General features: G+C 58.5%; 17 protein-coding genes. 3 read left to right on the top strand and 14 right to left on the bottom strand.

Translation table 11 applies throughout. From position 1 onward, the window contains the following. Nucleotides 1–3: 3 nt before the first annotated feature. The 9 genes from A4R29_RS04070 to A4R29_RS04030 form a co-directional block, all read right to left on the bottom strand. Nucleotides 4–1,824 (bottom strand): hypothetical protein, encoded by a 1,821-nt coding sequence (locus A4R29_RS04070; RefSeq protein ID WP_145923726.1) that lies wholly within the window; start codon nucleotides 1,822–1,824, stop codon nucleotides 4–6. A 144-nt stretch (nucleotides 1,825–1,968) separates the two neighbouring features. Next, nucleotides 1,969–2,391: a very short patch repair endonuclease gene (locus A4R29_RS04065; protein WP_063171236.1), complete on the bottom strand. Its 423-nt coding sequence runs from the start codon at nucleotides 2,389–2,391 to the stop codon at nucleotides 1,969–1,971. A gap of 36 nt (nucleotides 2,392–2,427) precedes the next feature. Continuing rightward, nucleotides 2,428–3,540: a hypothetical protein gene (locus A4R29_RS04060; RefSeq protein ID WP_063171235.1), complete on the bottom strand. Its 1,113-nt coding sequence runs from the start codon at nucleotides 3,538–3,540 to the stop codon at nucleotides 2,428–2,430. A gap of 4 nt (nucleotides 3,541–3,544) precedes the next feature. Continuing rightward, entirely contained in the window at nucleotides 3,545–4,924 is a 1,380-nt protein-coding gene (locus tag A4R29_RS04055) for a DNA cytosine methyltransferase (RefSeq protein ID WP_082827291.1), read from the bottom strand. Nucleotides 4,925–4,946: 22 nt separating this feature from the next. Continuing rightward, complete coding sequence (locus A4R29_RS04050; protein ID WP_063171234.1) at nucleotides 4,947–5,288, bottom strand: hypothetical protein; 342 nt, start codon at nucleotides 5,286–5,288, stop codon at nucleotides 4,947–4,949. A 165-nt stretch (nucleotides 5,289–5,453) separates the two neighbouring features. Further along, nucleotides 5,454–6,626: a DUF2235 domain-containing protein gene (locus tag A4R29_RS04045; protein ID WP_063171233.1), complete on the bottom strand. Its 1,173-nt coding sequence runs from the start codon at nucleotides 6,624–6,626 to the stop codon at nucleotides 5,454–5,456. A gap of 172 nt (nucleotides 6,627–6,798) precedes the next feature. Then, the gene (locus A4R29_RS04040; protein ID WP_145923725.1) at nucleotides 6,799–7,803 is read right to left on the bottom strand and encodes a hypothetical protein; all 1,005 of its coding nucleotides are present in this window, start codon (nucleotides 7,801–7,803) and stop codon (nucleotides 6,799–6,801) included. Nucleotides 7,804–7,870: 67 nt separating this feature from the next. After that, nucleotides 7,871–8,416 (bottom strand): hypothetical protein, encoded by a 546-nt coding sequence (locus A4R29_RS04035; RefSeq protein WP_063171231.1) that lies wholly within the window; start codon nucleotides 8,414–8,416, stop codon nucleotides 7,871–7,873. 165 nt (nucleotides 8,417–8,581) lie between these two features. Further along, a complete protein-coding gene (locus tag A4R29_RS04030; RefSeq protein WP_063171230.1) occupies nucleotides 8,582–11,074 on the bottom strand; it encodes a phospholipase C/P1 nuclease family protein in 2,493 nt (830 codons plus the stop codon). A 386-nt stretch (nucleotides 11,075–11,460) separates the two neighbouring features. Between A4R29_RS04030 and A4R29_RS04025 the strand changes: the two genes are divergently transcribed. Then, nucleotides 11,461–11,910 (top strand): Ros/MucR family transcriptional regulator, encoded by a 450-nt coding sequence (locus tag A4R29_RS04025; protein WP_063173559.1) that lies wholly within the window; start codon nucleotides 11,461–11,463, stop codon nucleotides 11,908–11,910. 323 nt (nucleotides 11,911–12,233) lie between these two features. Here A4R29_RS04025 and A4R29_RS04020 read toward each other — a convergent pair whose 3' ends face one another. From A4R29_RS04020 to A4R29_RS04010, 3 genes are all read right to left on the bottom strand, one after another. Continuing rightward, entirely contained in the window at nucleotides 12,234–13,670 is a 1,437-nt protein-coding gene (locus A4R29_RS04020) for a Shedu immune nuclease family protein (protein ID WP_082827290.1), read from the bottom strand. Between the two features lie 8 nt (nucleotides 13,671–13,678). Beyond that, the gene (locus A4R29_RS04015; protein ID WP_063171228.1) at nucleotides 13,679–15,643 is read right to left on the bottom strand and encodes an ATP-binding protein; all 1,965 of its coding nucleotides are present in this window, start codon (nucleotides 15,641–15,643) and stop codon (nucleotides 13,679–13,681) included. Nucleotides 15,644–16,050: 407 nt separating this feature from the next. Further along, complete coding sequence (locus A4R29_RS04010) at nucleotides 16,051–17,679, bottom strand: MBL fold metallo-hydrolase (RefSeq protein WP_063171227.1); 1,629 nt, start codon at nucleotides 17,677–17,679, stop codon at nucleotides 16,051–16,053. 478 nt (nucleotides 17,680–18,157) lie between these two features. Here A4R29_RS04010 and A4R29_RS04005 point away from each other — a divergent pair, with 478 nt between their 5' ends. Further along, entirely contained in the window at nucleotides 18,158–18,433 is a 276-nt protein-coding gene (locus A4R29_RS04005; protein ID WP_244506887.1) for an RES family NAD+ phosphorylase, read from the top strand. A gap of 44 nt (nucleotides 18,434–18,477) precedes the next feature. On the opposite strand, the gene scpB is transcribed toward A4R29_RS04005, so the two are convergent. Then, the gene (scpB, locus tag A4R29_RS04000) at nucleotides 18,478–19,212 is read right to left on the bottom strand and encodes an SMC-Scp complex subunit ScpB (RefSeq protein ID WP_063173558.1); all 735 of its coding nucleotides are present in this window, start codon (nucleotides 19,210–19,212) and stop codon (nucleotides 18,478–18,480) included. Between the two features lie 5 nt (nucleotides 19,213–19,217). Then, nucleotides 19,218–20,243 carry a DUF1403 family protein gene (locus A4R29_RS03995; protein WP_063171225.1) on the bottom strand — a complete coding sequence of 342 codons (1,026 nt, stop codon included), beginning with the start codon at nucleotides 20,241–20,243 and terminating at the stop codon, nucleotides 19,218–19,220. A gap of 543 nt (nucleotides 20,244–20,786) precedes the next feature. Here A4R29_RS03995 and A4R29_RS03990 point away from each other — a divergent pair. After that, complete coding sequence (locus A4R29_RS03990) at nucleotides 20,787–21,227, top strand: hypothetical protein (RefSeq protein ID WP_013533589.1); 441 nt, start codon at nucleotides 20,787–20,789, stop codon at nucleotides 21,225–21,227. Nucleotides 21,228–21,369: the final 142 nt, after the last annotated feature.

Here is a 21,369-nt window from a genome sequence, read left to right as displayed (position 1 = left end):
AGTTCAGGGCTGACACACGATGTAGCTGGCAGCGCCCATCTCGGCGCAGGACGCGAAAAAGGTCGTAAGCAGCCAGTAGAGCTGCACAAAGTGCGCCGACGGCGCGACCCCGGCCGCAGCATCGGCGAAGACTCGAGCCACCTGAGCCCGGCTCAGCGATGAGGTAACGATGAAAACCCGCTTCACAAGATCGGGCGCGCGCCTGGCTGTGGTGACTGCCGCCTCAATGTCTGCCCGAGTTCCGCCGCGCATCATCCTCGAGATTGCAGTCACCGCGCCGTTGTTGCGATACGGTTCCTGCCACGAAGTGTACTTGGCAGCCATAGCTTCGACTGGAAGTGCCATGCGGCCGAGATTCTTCATCGCCTGCCCGACGGCGTCGTGGAATGCCGCGGCACTGAGGGAGCGCGCTCCGTGCTTGGCATGGTAAAAACTGACCATTGTCGGACTGGCCCGCGTGGTCAGGCCGATAAAATCGGCCCATTCATCGCCAAGATCATCGCAGAGCAGGACATCGCAGTCGTTGGCAGTACGGTCGACGACCGAGCGGAAAACTGAATGCTCCGAAAAGGCGATTTGACCATCAGCGAAATTTCCCTTCTCGCTATTTGCCTGTGCCAGCAAAGGCTCTGCTATGAGGTGGCGCAGGAAGTTTTCGCCGCCGCCGGCAAGAGCCTCGTCGCGGAAAAGCGCGCCATCGACATAGGCAATCGCAAGATCGCTGAACAGCACTGCGAACAGATCTTCGCGATCAAGATAACGAGCGAGCGGTTTGCCTTCCGGATCCTCCCCGGGAAGGAACGTTCGGTCCTCAATTGCTACGCGCTCGACCGCTGGCAGGGCGAATTTCTGCAATGAGATACGTGTCTTGCCAATTTTGACGGCGCCGATCTGACTGTTGCCGTCTGCAGCTACGACCTTTAGGCCCGACCGGCTGACCCGGACGGAAAAGCTTTCATCAAGCGCTTCCAATATCTGGTGCGTTTCCGCATCCGTGAGGGCTACCTGAACTCCGTCACGTTCCTCGACAAGGCGAAATGACGCATCCGCTTCAAGCAAACGCTCCGATAGCGCCGGTACGTCGATTGCAATGAATGTAGGACGAACCCCAGCCGGAATCGCCGTAAGCTCCAGGGGCCGGGCAAAGTTTCGAATAAACGGTGCCGACGGTTCATTGTCTGCTTCCAAGGCGTCGATGACAGCGTTCGCCCAGGCAATGATCTGCAGATGGTTGGCGCGGTCGGACCGGATTGAGATGCGCCCAGTCCCCGGTGTCGCCGAATAGTTCCCATCAGGCCGCCGTACGCGATATCCAAGCGCAACGAAGCGGTTTGCGCTGGCCGTGGGAACAGTGTTCTCCAAGTCGCTAGCTTCAAAAGCCTTCGATCTAAGGGCCATTTTCGAAGGCGACATGTTCTTGAGGCGCAGCTGTTCGAACACGGCGTCGTGCCGCGCAATCGCGCGCTCGACCTTGTCGTTTGCGACCTTGCTGAGGAAGTCCGACTTGAACCAGGAGGGAAGATCCAGACCTGCCTTGATCACGGCGACCAGTCCGCCTCGTTCGATCAGCATCAGAAATCCGAAGACCCGCTCCGTTGCGCCCGCAGCATGTTCAAGGAAGCTGGGCGCCCGTTCAAACGAAAAGCAGATCGCAGAGCAGGCCGCGCCTCCCTGCTCGACCTTATTCAAGTAAAATAGATTCTGAGAAGGCGATGTAGTCTGGGCTCGCAGGATGCGAAACAGACGGCGGATTGCCTCCTGAGAAAGCGGCTTCTTCCGCGCATAGAAATAGGCGGCCCGGCTGACGGTTAAGTGCTCAATCAATAACGTTGCCCTCACAGCCGCCAGACGGCACTACGCTATCATTATACTCACACCGAAGGGAAAACCCAATGCGACAAGTATTGGAAATCAAAATGGAGGGTGAGACCTCCTTTTTGTTTGGGCAGTGCGAATTCGCGGAAGGCTTCAGTGGCTGTGCTTCGGCTCATTGAGGAAGGCCGAGAGGCGATCAGTGAGGTCATCGTTGGCGGTCTCACAGTCCCAGACGACCAAGACATCCCAACCTTCGGCGGTCAATTGCGCCCGGTGGCGGGCGTCCCTCGACCGGTTGCCTGCTATCTTCGGTAACCAATAGTCCTGCTGCGACTGTGGCCGCCGGCGACCTTCGCGGCAGTCATGTCCATGCCAGAAACAACCATGGACAAGGATCGCCTTCTTCCGGCCGATGAAGGCAATGTCGGGCCGGCCGGGTAGCTCTTTTCGATGCAGCCTGTAGCCGGTTAGTCCCGCTTTGCGCAACGCCTTGCGCACAGCCAGTTCAGGCTTTGTGTCCTTGGACCGGACCGCCCGCATGTTCGCGCTCCGGCGTTCGGGTGTGAGCTTATCCATGAGTGCCCTGATGCGACTTGCTGCCCATCTGGTTTCTCATTTGGTCGACAATCCGGCAAGCCATTGCTCCATGCTGATCAGCCGGCCGCTTTCGATGTACTCGATAACCCGGGAACGCGATTTGACCGCGCTGACACGCTCGGATGATAGATTGCCATAGGCGGCCCGAACGGCATCCGTGCTTATGTGAACCACGTGATCAAACATCGGATTATTCCGGAAAAGGATCTCGCAGGCGCGCATGAGCCTGGCGGGGTCAAATTCATTCGTCACGAAGACGTATTGGAATTTGCGGTTCTCTGACTCGGCGTTGCAGTATTCCTCGTACTCTGTCGGAAACTGCTTTTCGCGATCTGCGCGAACACTCCACTTGGCTGTGACCAGGGTACGCATCGATGGACGCACGATCGCCAGATCAACCTTGTTTTCCTTGCCGCCCTGTCTGGCCCTGTTGAAGCCGGGAATTTCATAGAGAAGCCGCCTGGTGCGAACCATGTCCTCCGGTAATCCACAGGCGCGCCGGACGATTTGAGCAAGCACGTCCTCGAAGCCCTCTCCCACAAGGTTTTTGCGCTTGTTTTGCACTGCAAGAAATTGCCGCACCTTTTGCGTAACCTCTTGCCAGCGGTCATCGGGCGGGTTGCTCGCAAAGTAGGGCTGAAGCGTTTCCTGGATGATAGCAGCCAGTTCCGGATCTGCCCCCGGTTCAGGAAATCCGCGGCCTTTGTAGATTTCACGCTGTCTTGCAGCCGCTTCGGGAAGCCGTGCCGCTCGTTGGAGCATCACGGCCGATAGGTCGGCACAAGCCTTGATGAACAGCCAATCGATCTCGTGTCCGAGCTTGCCGGGATCAGTACCCAACCCGGAACATACCCAGTCGTGAAATGCCAGCGAACGCGAATACCACGGCTTTCCGGGTTGCGACTTATCACTCTCGTAGCAGTGGGCAAGTCCGGTCGTCGGGTCGGACCAAAGGAGCAGCCTATAAACGTGCTGCCATGCATTTGCCGGCGTGACGTCTCCGTACGGCGAGGTTTGGAAATAGCGATCAATCAGCCTGTTGCGATTTTCCGAACCAAAGGCGCGGTCTATAACATCCGCAGCTGCCGTTACGTTGTCTTCTGCTAGGAGGATCTCCTCCTCTGCCATTCCCCTACCCCGCCTTGACGCGAATCGCTTTCCGTTCGCGAAAGGCATTAAGCTCGATCAGGAGGGTTTGCGCTATACTTTTAGCGAGCATCGGCGGCACCGCGTTGCCGACCTGGCGATAGCGCGAATGAGCCGGGCCGCCGTCGTGCCGTCCCTCCAGACCACGTCTTGGATCCGTCGTGAAAACAAAGTAGTCGGGAAAAGACTGCAAGCGCGCCATTTCGCGCACAGAGAGCGCACGCGGCACTTCGTAGTGATACACACAATCGGCCTTGGTGTTGAGCGTCCACGCCCACAAACCCGGATGCAATCTACGATAGGCATAGAAATGCTTTCTCGAAAGCCGGCCGGTTCCGTTGTCTTGGCCCCAGCGCTGTCCGGTCAGGTACCGGTCCAGCAGATCACCCTCCAGATCTCGATGGTTGCCACCCTGGGGAATTCCCCGAAGCCGCAGTTCGGTATCCCTGTTAAGCCTGGGAACCTGCAGGTTTGCCGCCCTATCGCGAGGCTTTGCCCGCATAAGCCGCTGATATGCGCTGCTGGGTTCAGGCAGGTCGGCCCAATCCATCTCGTCGCTGCGGTTGCCAACTGGCAAGGCGGCGAGATCAGATATCGCTTGAAGCGCGGTGACCGCTGTCAGTTGTTCGCTATCGTCCAACGCTTCGGCCAGCCGGATGCTCAATAGGTTCTGTTGGACCACCAATTGATAGCGGGGCCTGCGGGCGCCAGTAAAGCGGGCGAGAACCACCGCCTCTGTCACGCCCGATCCGTTGAGAACGGGCACAGCCATTCCGGTGCCGCGCCTTACACCAAGAAACAGAAGGCGCTTGCGTGTCTGCGGTACACCAAAATCGGCCGCGTCAACGACCTGGGCATGTACGGTATATTCGCCGCCAAGGGCCAGATCAGACAAGATCTGTTCCCGCGCGCCCATCTGGTCCATGCCGGTTACGTTCTCCATCACGAAAGCCGGCGGGAGCGCGGTGCCAAGGGTATCAACGAATTCGCGGTACAGTGAATTGCGCGGATCATCGATCAACCGGGCGTGATTGCGAACCTGAGAGAACGCCTGACATGGTGGCCCCCCAACCAGCACAGTCGCCTTGCGGGCCGCATCGAGGATTTGCTCTTTGACGGCGTCTTGCCGAATGTCGCCATGGATCGCTCGGGCCTCCGGGAAATTGGCAGAGAAGCTTGCGAGCGCATCCGGATCATTGTCGCTGCCGGCCAACACATTGAAGCCTGCCTGACGGAATCCTTCGGAGAGACCGCCTGCTCCGCTGAACAGGTCGACCACGCCGAATTGTGACGGCGGACCAGAATCTGTCGGCAACTCGCGTTTTGGTTGGCTGACGGTAACCCGGCCCACGATCTCAATCCCCATGCCGATCCCTTGTCTGTTCTTATTATGTTCCGCCTGAGTCGCCAAGCCCTTTTGGCGGCAAGGCCACGCCCTTTTGCCGTTCAATAAAGAGATCAGGCTGCCTCGAGCCGCCAAACCGGCCCTTGACGGCCGCCCCGCGAGGCTTTTTGGGGTCAATATCAAGCTCGGCTAGGAGCGCCCGGAAATCGACCTTGCGCTCGGCCATCTCGCCCAGCAGACATGCAATTACAGCCAGGTGCGATGGCACCTCGCCCTTCTTTGCAAGGTTTGAGACAGAGACACGGTTCATTCGAATGAGCTCGGCGAATCCCTTCAGGGTCAAGCCCGCCTTGCCGACATGCCTCTGAAACTCTTCATACGTCATCGTTGCCCGCTTCAAATATCAGGCCACATTGCCCTTTAGTTTTTTTATGTCAATAGGTCATAAGTTAATGACTCTCAGACATGCTGAGCCGAAAGCCGGTTGAGCAAAAGTCTAACGATGCTGACCATCCCTGCAACGGTATTCTAATCAGACACCGGCGCGCCGTCAGGGCTTTGCTGGTCTGGCTGGGCCGTCGCCTGGAAAACGGACGTTGACCGGGCGGTAGCCAGCCAAGCGGCTGCGCCGTTCCTCGACTGAAGGATGGATATTTAGATCTTCCGGCAATCGGCGAGGCTCTCCGCACGGCAAATACAAACCGAAAAGCGACCGCCGTTTCCATTCCCGCCATTTCACGCGTTTTGGAAGGAGTTCGAGGATCCGCCATCCCCAAGTCAGCGAATTGTGCAGCTTGGCAGTGGCATCCGGCGCGACATAGGCATGTTTGCCGCCGGTCACAGCAGCGCCATCGACCAAGTGCTCATACATTGCTGCATTGACAAGCAAGCCCTGAGCAATCGCCTCGCCGGCGAGCCAGGCCAAAGGGAATTTGGAAAGCCCGCTTTCGGACTCGGGATAGCCACCCCCGATGTCAGAATGCACTCCCGCAAATGCCATCTGCACGGCGTCTTGCGGAACGTCACTCGGTGGATTAGCGAACGGGACCGGCACATAACTTTGTCCTGGCTCCCACCGGTTCAGTCGGAACATTCGCCTCCGCTCGTCGATCGCCACCGCCTGCCGGAAACACCGTACGCTTGGATTTTTGCGCGTGAATGGCAGCGTGCGCAGGCTGGGCAGGTAAAAACGATCCCGGCGCGGCACGATCATCGAGGCCACCGTGTCCCACACGCCGAGAAAATGGATCGTGGCATGCCGGGTGCTCATGATCCTTCCGAAATCCCACGCAAGGTGGAGGTTGTTCTCCTCGCTTGCCCGTTTGTAGGCGGTCAACGCATAGGTGGCGACGTTAAGCTGCTCCGGCCTCAGCAGGCCAGCCATGTGGATCAACCCGGCCAGAGCACGTACCGTATAGGAGCCGCGGCTGAAGCCGAAAAAGAACAACCTGTCGCCTTCCTCATATGCCTGACACACAAACCGGTAGGCAGCCATGATGTTGTCGTCCAGACCATAGCCTGTCGCTAATCCGAAAACGCCCTTGGCGTTCTGAAGGGCATGGCCCCATTCACTGCTCAGGCCGATCGTGCCGACACCTGGATTATAGTAGACGATCTGCTGTTCGTCCTTTTGCGCAATCCGGAATAGCTTGAGCACGTTGGAGAGGTCGCCTTGGACCTCGTTGCCGGTGCCGTCGCAGCAGACAACTATGTTCTTGTTCATCCAAATACCTCTGCTCGACGTTGTAAATAAGAACAGCTGTCCTGGATCAGAAACCCCGGCTGGATCAACTCCAGAAGATCACCATCGCCGCTGGCGATGTACCGCCAGCTGCGATTGACGATCACCCAGTGACGAGCTCGGCCGCCCGTTCCAGGCGCAATCCCGGCAGATCTCAATGACGCGCCCCGGCCGCAGCCACTGGAAATTCCTGCGGGTTGCATTTGTTCAGCGGTGTGGCCTGCCCCTCGGTGCATGTCCAGACCGTAATGGGAGGTTCAAACCCGGCCAAGGCTTGCGACATCTCGGCATTGTCCTTGGTGCAGTCGGAGTACTGCGCATTGCAGATCAACAACAAACCGGCTTGGCGGGTGCTTTGCTTTGCTGTCATATTTGCAAAATCAGCGGAGTACGCAAGCGCCCTCTGAACTGCAATGCCCCATCGATAGCTTCGTTCGATTGCTATTGCGTGAGTACTACTGACGCAATCTGCGGTGTCGGCCGGTGTCAATTTCACCTTGGTGATCATTCCTTGACAATATTGGGAACTGAAATCCGTCTCCTTTGCCAACGCAGCCTCTGATATCAGCTCCAGATCTTCGGGGGCGTCGGTTGCAGTTGGAGGTGTCGGCCCATATTTGTCGAGGTACTTGAATGAACATTTTCCAGCCTCGTCTTTGGACGCGCTGGGTTGTTGCGAACCGTCGTTGGGAAGCACTCGCGTGAAAACAATTTTCGTTTCCCCCGCCTGTATGACTGGGAGAATGGGCTTTCCTGTGATTTCGTCGTAATATTGGTACTGGAAAGGTCCGCTTGGCAGAAAGCACCAATAAGTTGGCGTCAATGATGCGGCCGAGTAACCAGTGTTTGAGATACTTATTCTAACTCTCGCTTCGTAGGAATCGACTTTTTCGACATAATTGGACGGCGCTCTATCGTTCACTCCGATATTGATAAAATCCCTATTTAGAAACAAGATCGCAACATTAGCGTGATCGATGCCCAACATTCTCTTCACGGCGCCGACGGTCGGGTGCCAGTAATTCAATGCAAAGGCCACTATGATACCCGGAACGCCCACCCAGTCTCGAAATATTCGCGCCGCCGCGGCGACCTTATCCGCTCTCGATGGCGCGTCGGGTTCAGACGTTTTATTTGGGATTCCGGTTTTGGCGGCCATGTCGACCTCTATTATTTGTTGAGAGCGGGCCTGTTCCCGAACTTGCTCCGGGGCAGACCAGAAGCTGTTACGCAGTGCCGTCACCGTCCAGGAGAGCTTGGCTCATTCTTAAGAAGGACCAGACATTGTCCTGACCGGCCTCAAGCATCCATATGCTGTCGAAGTCATCATCCGGCCACGACGGCGGAGCGATCTCTGTGCTACCGGCAATTGCTGCCGCCAGGCCGGGGATCGACTCGTGCTGCCAGCTGACCAACACAGGCGAAGGGGCTATGCGGATAGACTCCGCGGCAAGCTGTTCTTGGCCCTTCGAGTGAGTGAGGTCCGGTTCGAGGCCAAGGCGCATGGCCAAGGGCGCAATTGTTTGGCTGGGCCGCTTGCTGCGGGTCCCGGAGCCGTCTTTCTTGACCGTGGCCGACGCAACAATTGAAGCCGGCATGCTTAGCGGCAAAGGCGGTTCTGAAAAGAGCCGGCAAAGGGCCCCTGCGCGTTGCCAACCGCGCACTGTCAATGATGCCGGGTCACCTTCGCCCTGTTCGTCAACTCCGAGGTCCGCGCCGCCTGGAACCGGCTTTTCGGCGTGGCGAATGATCATTACAACTTTTTCCGGCATGGATTCGCCTGTAGTTAAGATGCGTGGAAGGCTTCACCGGGAGGCTGCTAAAACGACGGAACTGAGAAGATCCACTTCAATGTCATTTTCGATCTGTCCACATCGCAGCGAAGCGGCCACCAAATTCACGGCAGAAAGAGCCTCTGCCATTCAGGACGCATTGGATTAGACCGCGTTCTTTTTCGCGGGCCGTTTGATTGCCGACCAATCCGCTGACCGGTTCTCGAGATAGCTATCGAGTGGCACCGAGGGCACAACGTCTGGATTGTTGTACAAGGTCATGATCTCTTGAGGATCTATCTTCCCGGCGGGATCGATCTTGCCTTCGGCACCGCCCGAACCCCAAGCGCCTTGCCACATCGCCGCGAGGTAGAGCGTGCCGCGGGCCATACAGGTGATTGTGGCTGTCCCAAGGTCCTTCCAAAGCGCCGCCTTCTGGACGTCTGTCAACGTGCGGCCATTGGCGGGCGGCGGAAGCGCGTTCCACTTTTCCACGATCATGCGCGGCGGAAGTGTCGACTGGGTAGCTGCAATCAATGCGATGACAGCCTTCGACGCCTCATATCCGGAAGTGATTTTGGGCAGTCCGTCCTTGGCCAGCCGGCTGATCTCGGCCTCAAGCAGATCGTTCAGCCGCATTTCCCTAAAACCGTACTCGATCATATCATTTTCGAAGCCAACGTGTACGCCGTCGGCCCGCATGATATTCTGGCCAGGGTTTTCCTCGTCGGGGACGACGTCGGCTGGATCCCCATCCGACATATACGACGAGTGCAAGGGTTGGCAGGCGTCGCCCATGTAGTGGATCAAGACGCCGCCGGCGCACAGGAACAGCTTATCGTTACCCTTCTTTGCTGCCGCGACCATGATGTCGAAGAGCTGGTGGACACGAAACGGCAGAGCGCCCCAATTAACACGCTTGGCGTGATGCTTGGGGCCCAGCAACTGAGCCCAAGCCTCTTCCTGTGGCTTGATCGCCGCAAAGTAGTCAACCCATGCCGACGGCTTCAGATATTTGTCTGGCTCGGCCAGATTCAGCTCCAGGAACGTCTTGCCGTCGAGATAGAGGAGGTCGAGATCGGCGAAGTGGTTGGGATTGTCGTCCTGGCCGCGGTTACCCGGGCCTAGTTTGTAGGTGCCTTTCGCGGCGCTGCCTGTGTGATTGACATTGCTTTTCCACACATTGTCGGGAACGTCGGCGAGCGGTACGTACTGCGGTGCCGGTTTTCCCTTCACAATCACCTTGGGATCATTACCAGCCTCGTCGTCAGGCTGGATCGAAATGAGATCGAGGTGATTTTCAACAAAGGTTTTGAGTGAAGGCGGCGTCAAAAGCTTTCCCGGCAGATTGAGCGCACGGCCGATCAGATAGTGACCTAGCCAACCCCAGATGAAATCGTTGTTGCGATCGATATTCTGCACAAGATCGAGATCGAGCATGTCGAGTGCGGGGCTGATGGCGGTGGCCAGCGCGAACGGCTGCGCTAGTTTGACCTTCCCACGGAAGAATGCTTCGCGCCCCCAGAGCAATGCAAACGGATAATAGACGGTCTTGAGCGGCGCATTCCTGGCCTTGCCATCCTTTGCGGTGTGTTCGATGAAAAGCAGCGTCCCAGAGTCGCCATGGTCTACAGCAAAGGCAATGTTTTCATTGCCGCTTTCTTTGCGGTCGATATGCTGTTCTTCGCCATCAGGCCCAACAATATAGGTCTCGGGGCCAATCAGGAAATCGGTAATATATTCTGAGCCGCCCATGCTCTTGTGACGGTAAAACAGCCCGTGGATCTCGCCGCGAACAAGGCCGGATCTGGCCGACTGGCCAACTACCTTTTTCTTGATGAGCTGCAGGTTGAAGCTGTTGTCATAGAGGTCGAGCACCTCGCCAACCGGGGCGATACCAGGGACAGCTGTTCGCCATGCACGTATGTCATCGAGTTCGACAAGTCCAATGTCGAGTCGCAGCCGTTGTCTCGTCGAAGGTAGTCCCGGGTAGACAAGCTCCAGGTCCTTGCGCACAAGGCCCTTCTTGGAGGTCCGGCCGATAAAGGGGCGCCGGTTGGGCTGGAATGCGTGGATTGCCGTGCCTGGCGCGCCTATCACGTGGCTGTTCGTCATCAGATAGAACCGGCCGCTATCGCTGACTATGCATCCAGCAGTGCCTGCGCGCTCGAGCCCCTGTCCGTCCTCGTTGACAATCGGAGAACCGGGGCAAAGATAGTTGCGCGGCCGCTGGATGAATAGGTTCTGAATGAGTCCGGTCGAGAATTCCTGCTTTCTGGTTTCGATGACGCAAACCGGCACAGTCCGCCCGTCAGGCAGGTAGAGCGTTTTAGGGACCATGTCGCTGGGATCCTCTTTGGCGAGGTCTTCTTCAGTCTCCCAGTTTGAGACAAATGCATAGACGCACGGCCAGGAGTAAGCCCGGATCTCAGAATTGAAAAGGGTCCGGCGCGAGTGTCTGCGGCTGGAATGCTCCTGGCCTCTCGGCAACTCGGGAGAGGGCCATTTATCATCCTTGCGGATCCGGTAGAGCCCTATCGCCGTCGCCACGACGTTTTTCTTGTTCATCAGATGGTAGTGAAAAAGATCGCGCGCCTGAAGCAAGTCCTTTAGCGAAAGCGAAGAAAAATTGCTGCTATCCTTGAACAGCGTGTCCATGCCAAGACTCCCCCCGCGTCATGACTGAGCAGTTTCAATGCAAATTCAGCTACATACTTCTAGAATATTCCAACATAAGCAGACTTGCATGATTTTGTCCACCATCAAATATTAGTGATCGTTGAAAGTTCTGCCCTTGTCACCGGCTGGCATTCGCATGGCCGGCTACCAGCGAGCCATTTCGAATTGGAAAGACATCGAATACCGTTGAAGACTGCCTAGAGTATTAGCAGGATCGTTGGTTGGGTGATTGAATACGGCTGGTGCCGACTGCCTTCGAAATCAACGCAGGCGCGGAATTCCTGTGGTTGACCGCCAGCTTGTGGCTGATTGCATGAGCCAATTTTCGGGTATACGAACTGGTGAAGAACAAAGGAGGCAAGTCATTGACCGGCGTGAACACTAGCAACCTGATCGAACTGACTGCAGACATCGTTTCAGCCTATGTGCAGAAGAACGCAGTACCCGTGGCGGGCTTGCCAGATCTGATTGCTAGCGTGAATTTAGCGTTGTCCAACGTCAGCCAATCGTTGCCGGCAGTGGAGCCAGCGCCGGTCCCTGCGGTCAATCCAAAGCGATCGATATTTCCAGATTACATCATCAGTCTTGAGGACGGCAAAAGATACAAGTCTCTCAAGCGGCATCTGTCGGCCGCGCACGGGATGACACCGGATGAGTATCGCGCAAAATGGGGCTTGGCCAAGGACTATCCGATGGTAGCGCCGAGCTATTCTGCAGTGCGATCGGCCATGGCAAAATCGTCAGGATTGGGACGGAAGGCCGCCCCATTGCCCGCCAAGAAAGCGCGCCCGAAGGCGCGGAAGGTCAAAGCCTAGCAGCTTTGGCACCAGCAGAGGACCGTCTCCTCAGAGCCCGGCGCTCTTATCTGGGCATGCGTACCTTACCTTCGTTCCTGCCCGGATTGATCACCTTCGCCGGTTGATGACGGAACAGAGGTCCGATTCCTGCTCGCTACAGGGTGTCGGCGATGGCACTGATACCCAAAACGATTGGATAGGCATCGGAAGACGGCCGCATTAGACTCGAAGCCGACCTTACGTCCTCCACGACACCAACAGTAGCTTTGCGCCTCATCTCGGTCCTTCGGGCATATTTTGCCTTCACCCAGAAGCGGACGTTTGGGCTATTCGCCACCCGCTTAGGCCTGATCGCCGCCCAACAGGGTGCGCAGCGACCTTAGCTTTGCCAGCAGCTCATCAAACGTAATGACGGCAACGCTGGTTAATGCGTTGCGATAGAGCTCGAATGAGCGTTTGAGCGGGGCTTCGGGGATCGTACCGATGACGAGCACGCCGCGGATGCCGAACGATTCCATCCGGTGCTCGGGGTTCAGGACTTTGAGCTTGTAGATGTCGCTTTGTAGATGGTTCACTTGGTCGAGGACCTGCGTCACGGCGGCGACCAGTTCAGAGGATGGGCCGAAGACGCCGCCCCGGTATTCGCGCTTGGCAAGCAGCTTCGTGTGAGCGGTCTTTATCTCAAGCACCGCAATATTGTCTGTCAGCGCGTTGGCGAAGAGGAAATCGGTGATGGTCTCGCCGGCGCCGTTCACCTTCTTCCCGCCGACATGGGCCTGGCCCTGCAGCAGCAGTACCGGCACGTTGAACGCCAGATCGAGAATGAACGGATTGGCCTCAAACAGCTTTTGCCACTGCGACTCCGTCGCCTTCGACGTGAGCTTCGCCTCCATGTGCGAGATAAGCTCATCGAGCGATGCAAGTTCGATCTCCTCGTGCAGCTGGACGATCGCGTCGCGCTGGGTCTTCAGCGACGTGCGTACCGCAGCCCTCGCCATGGCGACCACCGCTGTACGGTCCCTTTCTGAGAGCTTCGTGTCCACAATAATGGGGCCGATCGCGTCCGCCACGTCGTCGGGGCTTCGTTCGAAAAGCTTCACGGGGAAGGATTTCCGGTCCAGTCGGGTGAGTAGATTGGCGTAGGCCGCCTGCTGCTTCTTTTTCCGGCTGGAGGCGCGTGCCTTGTCATCGAAGCGATTGGCGTTCAGCCGCAGCTCGTCGAACAGGCGATAGCCCATCTCGAATGTCATGCCGTCGGCTGAGCGCGACACCTCCAGCGTTTTCTCGTCCGTCAAACGCAGATGTTCGATGCCTTCGACCTGGGAGATCGCCTGCGTGATGAAAGACAGCGTCCGGTCAAGGCCAAGCCCGAAATTCGGGTCCTTAGTGAAGCCGGACGGCATGCATTCGGACAGGTACATCTGCACATCTTCGAGGGTCTTGGGGAAAGCAAAGTGCTCGGCGCCGAAGTCGTCATCATCGACGATATGGCCGAACCCGTCCTTCTCCACCAGTTCGATCGAGACGATCGGATCGTGCTTCGGCCTCAAGAAGCCCGCCGACGTCGGCATAGTGTTGACGGGATAGAGCGTGGTCGTGTCGGTTCTGGCATCGAACCGCATAAGCAGGACGCGGGTCGCGGGGTCCCCTTCTCGGTGCGCAATGCTTACGCGAGTTGCCGAAGGTTGGAAAAATACCTCCACGATGCCAGGCCCCCTTTCCTCAAGAGACAAGGTGCCTTGGTCGTCCTCTCCAAATTGCGGTCCGAAGGAAGCCATGCTGATCCCTATGGGTGCGCCGAAACACCCGGGCCGGCAGCGTTCAGCAGGTCAGGCTGTGGGTCGACCGGCGGTGTGAGGAAGGCCTGGCCATCGATCCCGTGCTCCTTCAGGAACGGCGCGTCCTTCAGCTTTTCGCGAAGACCAAGCATGCGCTTTTCCGCTCTACGGATGAAGGTATTGTAGGTCATAGGAATAATGTTGACGCGCCGGTCCCACTCGTGCCGAATATCGCCCTCGGCGGGATCGATCTTTGAGCCGAGGATGTAGCAGGTGGTCACGGCCGCTTCGGTCAGCAGCCCCTTGCTCCTCAGCTCCTTCACATACCGCCACGCCTGATCTTTCTGCTCGGAGCCGATGCCCACGCCGGGCTTCTTTATCTCCGCCAGGACGAGGCGGGACACGCCGTCTACCTCGTGTCCAAGGTCGTGCGCATCACGGCTATAGAGCCCCACGCTACCATCGGGGAGCATCACGAAATCGGGCCGCTGCCTGCTGCCGCTCTCATTTGATCCAAAAATCTTGCGAATGACTTCCGTCATGCCCTTGTTGCTCGTGAACTCTAGGCTCTCGAATTCGGGGCCGAACACCCACAGTGAGCGCTCGAACAGGGGCTGCAGGTCGCCGACCTCATCCATGCTCTCATCACGAAGTTTCATATCCAGGTCCTCGATCAGCTTCAGGCGCGTCTGGATCTCATCGAGGGCGTCCTTCGCGAGCCTGAGGGTCCAATCATCGAGGAGTTCATAGAGAGCATCGAGATCGCCGGGCTGCAGCTCGTTCAGCTTGCTGACCAGGCTAAATTTCGACGTGCTCAATTCGAGATTGGCGAGGATCCCGGCAACCTTGCCGACCTCCTCTGTCGAGATAGAGGGACAATTGTCGATCACCTCATCGACGAACTGATTCCAGCGTTCTCGCCCAACGGGAGGCAGCTGCCGTACGGTCTTGACGAGGTATTGCTTGACCGAATGTTTCGCCTCCCGGCGGCGGTCGGCCGAGAAGGTGGAGAGGTACTGTTTGATCTGCGCATGCACAGCGGGCCGAGTGGCCTGCCACGCCGGGTCATTGGGAATGAACCCACTCCAGTCGGGCTGCACCGCATTTTCGAGGATGCCGGCCGAGACAATGAACTGGAAACGCTTTGCCTCCGTGCTTCGCCCATCGAGGATTCGCTCATGGTCGAACCCGACCCAACCCGGGCTGCCCACCAGCCGTGAATTCACGCGCCAGGCGATTCCATGCTGCCTCGTGGTACGGTCGGCTTTCTGGCTATCGATCATGACGATGTCGACGACGCCAAACCCGGGCACATCGACATTGGCCTTCTGGATGTTGCGCGTCGGGATGTCGTCGAAGGTGACCAGAGTCCCGTCGAGCGAGACCACGAAATTTGGATCTGCCAGGAAGCGCGTGCCGATGATCTCGCGCGCGGTGTCCGCGTCCATGGCCGTGCCGTCGGAGGTGGTCGCCGTTATCTCCGTACCATGCCCCTCAACCTTATCGCGCGAGCTGATCACTGTCACGTCGAACGGTTGGGTGACACCGCGACGAACCTCGTAAATGGTTTCAGTGCCATCGCGCCAAGTGCGCACCCTGTATGGATCGGAGAACTTGAACGCTGCGTGGCGGCCTTTGCCGTTACGGCCGTACGGATGCCTCGGAGGGGAATCCGGCATGTCAGCCGGCGGCGCCGCCTTGCTGCCCTCGTCCGCGAGGCGATTATAGTCAAGCGTCTTCCAGCGCCTTTCGAATTGCGCAGGCGTCATCCCTTTGCCGTTGTCGGTGATGGAGAAGGGGATGTCCTGGCTGCGCTTCGTCCAGACTATATCCACCTTGGTCGCATAGGCGTCCCAAGCGTTCGCGACAAGTTCAACGATGGCAACTGCCGGATCGGAAATGATCGGCCCTGCATATTTGTCGAGGAACCGATCATCGAACAGTACGCCCTGATTTGCGCGTTGTGTATCCATGGTGCCGTCTCCCCCTCATTGTAATACACAGGGAATTTCCGCTTACGTCCACAGCTAAGCGCCCATGGCCCCGGTCAGCTCTGGAAAGACCACGTACGTGGGATCATATAGACAATGTAAGAATATACTCCTTTATGCGGCGCTGCATTAAGTCGTAAGATGCGCCATGCTTCATGGAATTTCACTTGTGGAACTGTCGATCGTGCTCTTCATCTTCGGCCTGCTTTCGCGAGAAATATATGGCGTTGCCCGGCGATATGACGAACGCGACGAGTTTCTGAGGCACGGCCGGCGGCGTCAAAGCATTCGAACCGGTGACAGATTGAGATTGGTGTCGATCGGACCACGGTTGTCTCCATAGCCGAGATCACATGCCTGCCATCTGTAGCCGAAGTGCTTGCGTAGTTTCAGCCGGGCCAGAATACGACCATTCTTTCCTCCAGAAGAGATTTTGGCGACGAGCCTACCCTGCGGAATCTGGCGCCGCTTGCCTTGATCGCTTTGACGATCTCCGGCGCCGGATGCTTCCAATGCGAGTGGATCGGTTGGGCAGCTGCCACAAAGAGCTCCGCACCGACCACGAAAAGTGAGGGATCAAAGTTATTCGCTGATCCGTGATGGGGCAGCATGAAGGTGGTAACCCAATCTATCTCGTCGCGGTAATGATCCTGGAACCTCTGCACTGTAGCCGGATCCTTGAACCCCGCATCGCCGGTTCCCATCCAGCCTACGCGCGCACTCGTGAAAATCCGCGAATTGCGCAGCACGGCGCCGGCCTTCCGTGGCTCGGCCGGCCCAGAGTACAACGACAAGGAGGTTTCGTTCTTGTCGCCAAACGCCCACGCATAAGCTCGGGAAACGGCGGTACGGTTTTTCGTCACCAATCCTCGACGTTCCTTCTCGATTTTCACCTTGTCGCGGAAGCTACCTCTTGGCCATCGCAGGATCACCTCCACCGCGGCGCAGAACGCCTCCCTGTCTCGCCGAGATGCCTGTTTTACGTGTGGCTTCAAGAGCCATCCGCCTTCGGAGCCCGCGGCAACGTCGAACTCGATACGCCGCACTACGGTCGCTCCGTCGGGCGTCCGGCGTGCGGCAGGTGAGGCGCTGCCCCAGTCCGTCGAATCTCTTCCCTTCCAGGGCATACCATCCGGGTCGGAAAGAGGAGGCTCTGCTGGCGGCAGTTCGAAAAAGCCCGAACCACCGTCGTCCTCGTCACCCGGCATTACCATGACGATCTGCCGCGGCCCAAACCGAGCCATGGTACCGACTGGATCGACTACAATATCTTCGTGGAAGCGTTCTGCACTGCGTTCGCCGCCTGTCGCCACACTTCTTCCAAATGCGATCATCCGATCGATGTCGTCTAGATATGGCATCACGATCGTGTCGACCCGGAGCCCCCTTTGTTGGTGCAATAGATGAGGAATGCCGCAGATGTGATCTCGGTCGAAATGCGACACGAAAAGCATATCGAGTCGGCGAGATGGGCGCCGAGCCACTATAGACCGCACGGACTGTACCACGCCTGCTATCGGATCCGAGCCGCAGTCGTAAACATACATGAAGTCGGCGAAGGGTATCGCGTCGGCAACCAGGGACGGCTGCCATGTCGCCTCGTTCGGTCCAAGATCCCGAAGCGTGCCGACGTTGAAGCCGCCCTGACCCACCGGAAGCTGATATCGGTGATGTCCTAGGACATGCTTCGCTAAGTCACGCTTCCAGGCACGAGAGTGACTAGATGGCAAGCGAGCCGTCCGAGCAGCGAGGTGCGCAGCTTGCTGCTCGCGTTCCAATAGCATTTGTCGGCAGTAATTATCGAAATCCTCAGCCTCGAAAGTCTTTTGTCTGAAATCCAGTGCCTGGGCGTAGAGTTGATCGGATACCTCCCGCCTCATTTGATCGAAGAAGGATTCCATCAGCATTCTCAAACCATAGCTACGAGCTATGGCTGTGCGAATGTCGAAATCGGCGCACTGACACGCCAGCTCCCACTTTTCGTCGTCCGAACCGCCATAAGCAATGGTGTTTTTCATCGGCTAATCAGAACTCTTCCATGCTGCTCCGCGAGACGAACCCTACACGATCGCCTCAGATGACCGTGCCGATTTTCCTATTTCTGATGTGCTGCCGAAGGTTTGGCCCAGACTCGGCTTACAGGCGGCCGAGGAAGACTAATGTAGCACAACATCGCGCGTGATGGTTCGTGTGGGGCATTGGCCGCTATTCACTGGGGGTACTGATGTCAAACGGCCGGACCCGACATTGCTCGAGAACGTTGAGCACCTGCTTGAGGCGATAGACGTGGAGCAGATCCTTGCCCGGGTCCCCCGATCCGCGCAAACGTCTCGCGTTTCGGCTTCACCTAGATCGAGTGCCCTTCGGCGGGACGAAGGGAACCGCCTCCATTGCGGGCTTTGGAAATTGACCGCAAGACGGCAGAACATTGGGTCGCGGAGGCGCCCATAGAAAGACTCGCGGTATCCTTTGGCGTCGGCGCAGCTCGGATTGCAGATGGCGGTGAAGAATTCGTCGTGCACGTCGTCGATGATGTCCTCGTGGAAGGAGTCGGATTGTGCCTGGCGCCAGGTCGCCCGCATCGACAAGCCATCGTGGAAGTTCGCGGACCTGGTCATCACCGCCGGACTTCGCGGCATCCTTTTTCCGTCGCTACGTCACACCGGTGGCACTAACCTAGTGATCTTTACGGCCAATCTTGTACAACGCGATAAGGTCACGGTCCATGATCTCGATCACCGGCTGCCGCACGACCAGTCGTCCTGGCCGTGAGTGATCGACTGTCTCTGGGGATCACAACGCGACGACGCCCCCCGTCACGGCGCTTGGTCCCCAACGACATCGTCCTTGCCGTTGCCCTCCCTGCTAGCCAGCCCGGCTGGAATATCGCCGGCCGGCAGCTTCTCCTTCGACAGCAGTCCGGCATCTTCAAGCGCCTCGAAATCCGGCAGGTCGCGCAGCGTATCGAGACCAAACTCCAGCAGGAATTTTTTGGTGGTGACGTAGGTGTAGGGCGCGCCCGGCGTCGGGCTGCGCGGACCGGACGCAATCAGCTTCGCACCGCGCAGATGACCAATAAAATCGCGGCTGATCTCCTTGCCGAAGAAAGACGACAGTTCGGCGCGGGTGATCGGCTGGAAGTAGCCGATGCACATCAGAACCAGAACCTCAGACTGCGTAAGGTCGGCGGTCTTCCCACTTCCACCTACAGCAGCGCGGATGGCGTCTGCATAGGCAGGCCGGGTCAAATGTCTCCAGCCGCCGGCGACCGAAACCAGATCGTAAGGGCGGCCGCGCAGCTCCTCGCGGATGTCGTCGATGAGAAGATCAATGCTGCAGCTTTTCCCGACGATGCGGGCGAGCATTTCGCGGTCGACCGGCTCGCTGGCGGCGAAGATCGTTGCTTCGACCCGGTGCATCCATTCACGCCAACGCGCTTCCGGCGGCAGATGATCCAGCTCCCGGTCAAACAGCTGGTCAGCTGATCGCCGTTCGCCCGATCGACGCTCATCTGACCGGCTCTCCCCTCGCCTGCGCGCAGCCTCCGCCATGATCGTCACAGCCCGTAGATGCGGAAGGTGGGACGGCCGGACAGCTCGCGGACGGCGCCGAGCTCGACCAGCCGGTCGAACAGGCGGCGCAGGCCGCGGTCGCTCATCCCAGCGATCTTCTCCGAAGCGACGACCGCGTCGTCAGAGAGCAGCCTTTCCACGACGACGTCCGCCGCCTTGGCCCTGAGTTTCGGCGCAACCGCAAGCAGCCGATCCGCGCGGCGCTCGAGCTCAGCGGACAGATCAATCGCACGCAACGCAGCGCGCGCCTGCGCGGCAAGCAGATCTTTCGCACGCTCAGGATCTGTCTCAGTGCCTGTCGCCACCGAGCTGTCTGCCGATCGACGCGAGCGACCGCTTGTTCCCAAGGCCGCTTCGGCGCCCAACAGCGGCACGGCCTGCGTCCAACCCAGCCGTTGCGCCAGCAGGGCGTCCGCGAGCCAACATCCGAAGGCTCGTGCGAAGCCATACCTTTCGGCGGCCGTGAACGCGCCGGTCAGCATGCCGACCATTCCGATGCTCGCGGAAAGCTGTCGAAGATCATCTGCCAGTTCGCCGACTGCGTCGTCGTCGCGGCGGAGACCAAGGTCATCCAGCACCGCGCCGATGCTCGCCTCGGTCAGCAGTTTCTCGGCAGGCGTGCCAGCCAGCCGGCGCCAGGCAAGCAGCATCGATCCGGCGGGACCGACGGACAAAAAATCGCCCGGCCGCGTGAGCAGCACCGCATCGCGCAATGCTGCCTCATCTTCGACGCGGCCCGCCTGCTTTGCCGTTACCGCGGCCGCCGAAAGTGCCCGCCGCTGCCGCCAGGCGCCGGCCCACCGCTCCTGCCGCCGAACCACCGCATCGAGTGCGCTGATGGTGGCGCCTGCGATGAGCGCCACCTCCTCAACATTTTTTCCAGCAAGGCTTTGCGCATCAGGAACCGCCCGACGCAACCAAGCAGGCACGGCGGTTTTCGATGCAGCGACGCCGACTTCACCAGTCAGCGTACCGTGGTAGCGCAGGGACAGTTTGGGTCGAAGAATCATCCCCGACAGGATGAATCCTGGCGGCCGACAACCTGGATTGACAGGTCACAACCTGATTGCATCGCCGCGATCAACCGCGGCCTGCGTTCTTAGACACTGGAATGCGCCCAAGTGGCACATGATCGAACTGCCCGATGAGCGAGTGCCCCGCGGGCGCCTGCGCAGTCCCGGCAGGCAAACACTTTGGTGACGGCGACCGTGCGAAGCTCTCATTTTGAACGCAATCGAGGGACAGTCCGGGCCTGGGCGAATGGCAATATTCGGGAACAGAACCAATCCACAGAAAAATTTTGTTGGTATTTCTGTTGGCTTGAGCTGCCACCGGCCAGCGCTAACAGCTTGGAACTAAGGCCAGATTTCCCAGGCTTGGATTCCGCCTCTGGGCACCATTTTCCCGTGGTCCGTTTTGGGCACCCCCATCGCGTCGCCGCCTGCATCGCCAAGTGGAATCACTTTGCGCACATTAGCCCGTCGGCGGATTTAATTTGCTTGGCCACCCCTCAACCCTAGGGCAAACTGCCCGTTGGGGCTGCAGGAGGTGAAATGAGAGCACGCGCAGCAACGCTTGGGGATCTGGAGGATGTCTTTCGCGGTCTGTCCAAGCGGATGTCGGACGAATACGTCGCTGCCGGCAAGGACAGCAAGATCGCCTACGACAACCTTATGATGAATTTGAAGGAGGGCCGCGCGCACGCGCTTGTCGAGGGTGACAAGGCCGTGGCGATCATCGCCTGGCATGAGAACAGCGACGCCGCCGACACGCTGTTCGCCGCACGGGAGGACTTCTTCCGGGCCACGACCGTCCGTTTCTGCAAGCGGCATATCAGGCATATCCAGGCGCTCGCCGGCAACCTCGCCATCCATTCGCGCAGTTGGCTCCAGGGGCCGGATGTCGCAAGATGGTTCGGCGTCATCGGCTATGTCGAGCGCGGCCGGGAGAACGGCGCCACTTTGTTCGAGCTGCCGCCGGCTCGCATCGGCTAGGAAACCCTGGGCTGGTCAAGATCCCTTGCCGCAAACACCGCCACCCTCTCGCGATCGCCCGCACAGGTTCGTCGATGCGGGTCACCGTCTTCGGCTCCAGGATCCCTTGCTCGGCGGCCTTCTGAACTGCCTTAGCAAGCGG

Origin of the sequence: Mesorhizobium ciceri biovar biserrulae, from assembly GCF_001618845.1 — a bacterium.
Classification (GTDB): Bacteria; Pseudomonadota; Alphaproteobacteria; order Rhizobiales; family Rhizobiaceae; genus Mesorhizobium; species Mesorhizobium ciceri.
The sequence above is the reverse complement of the archived record's forward strand: the minus strand, read 5'-3'. Positions and strand labels throughout refer to the sequence as shown.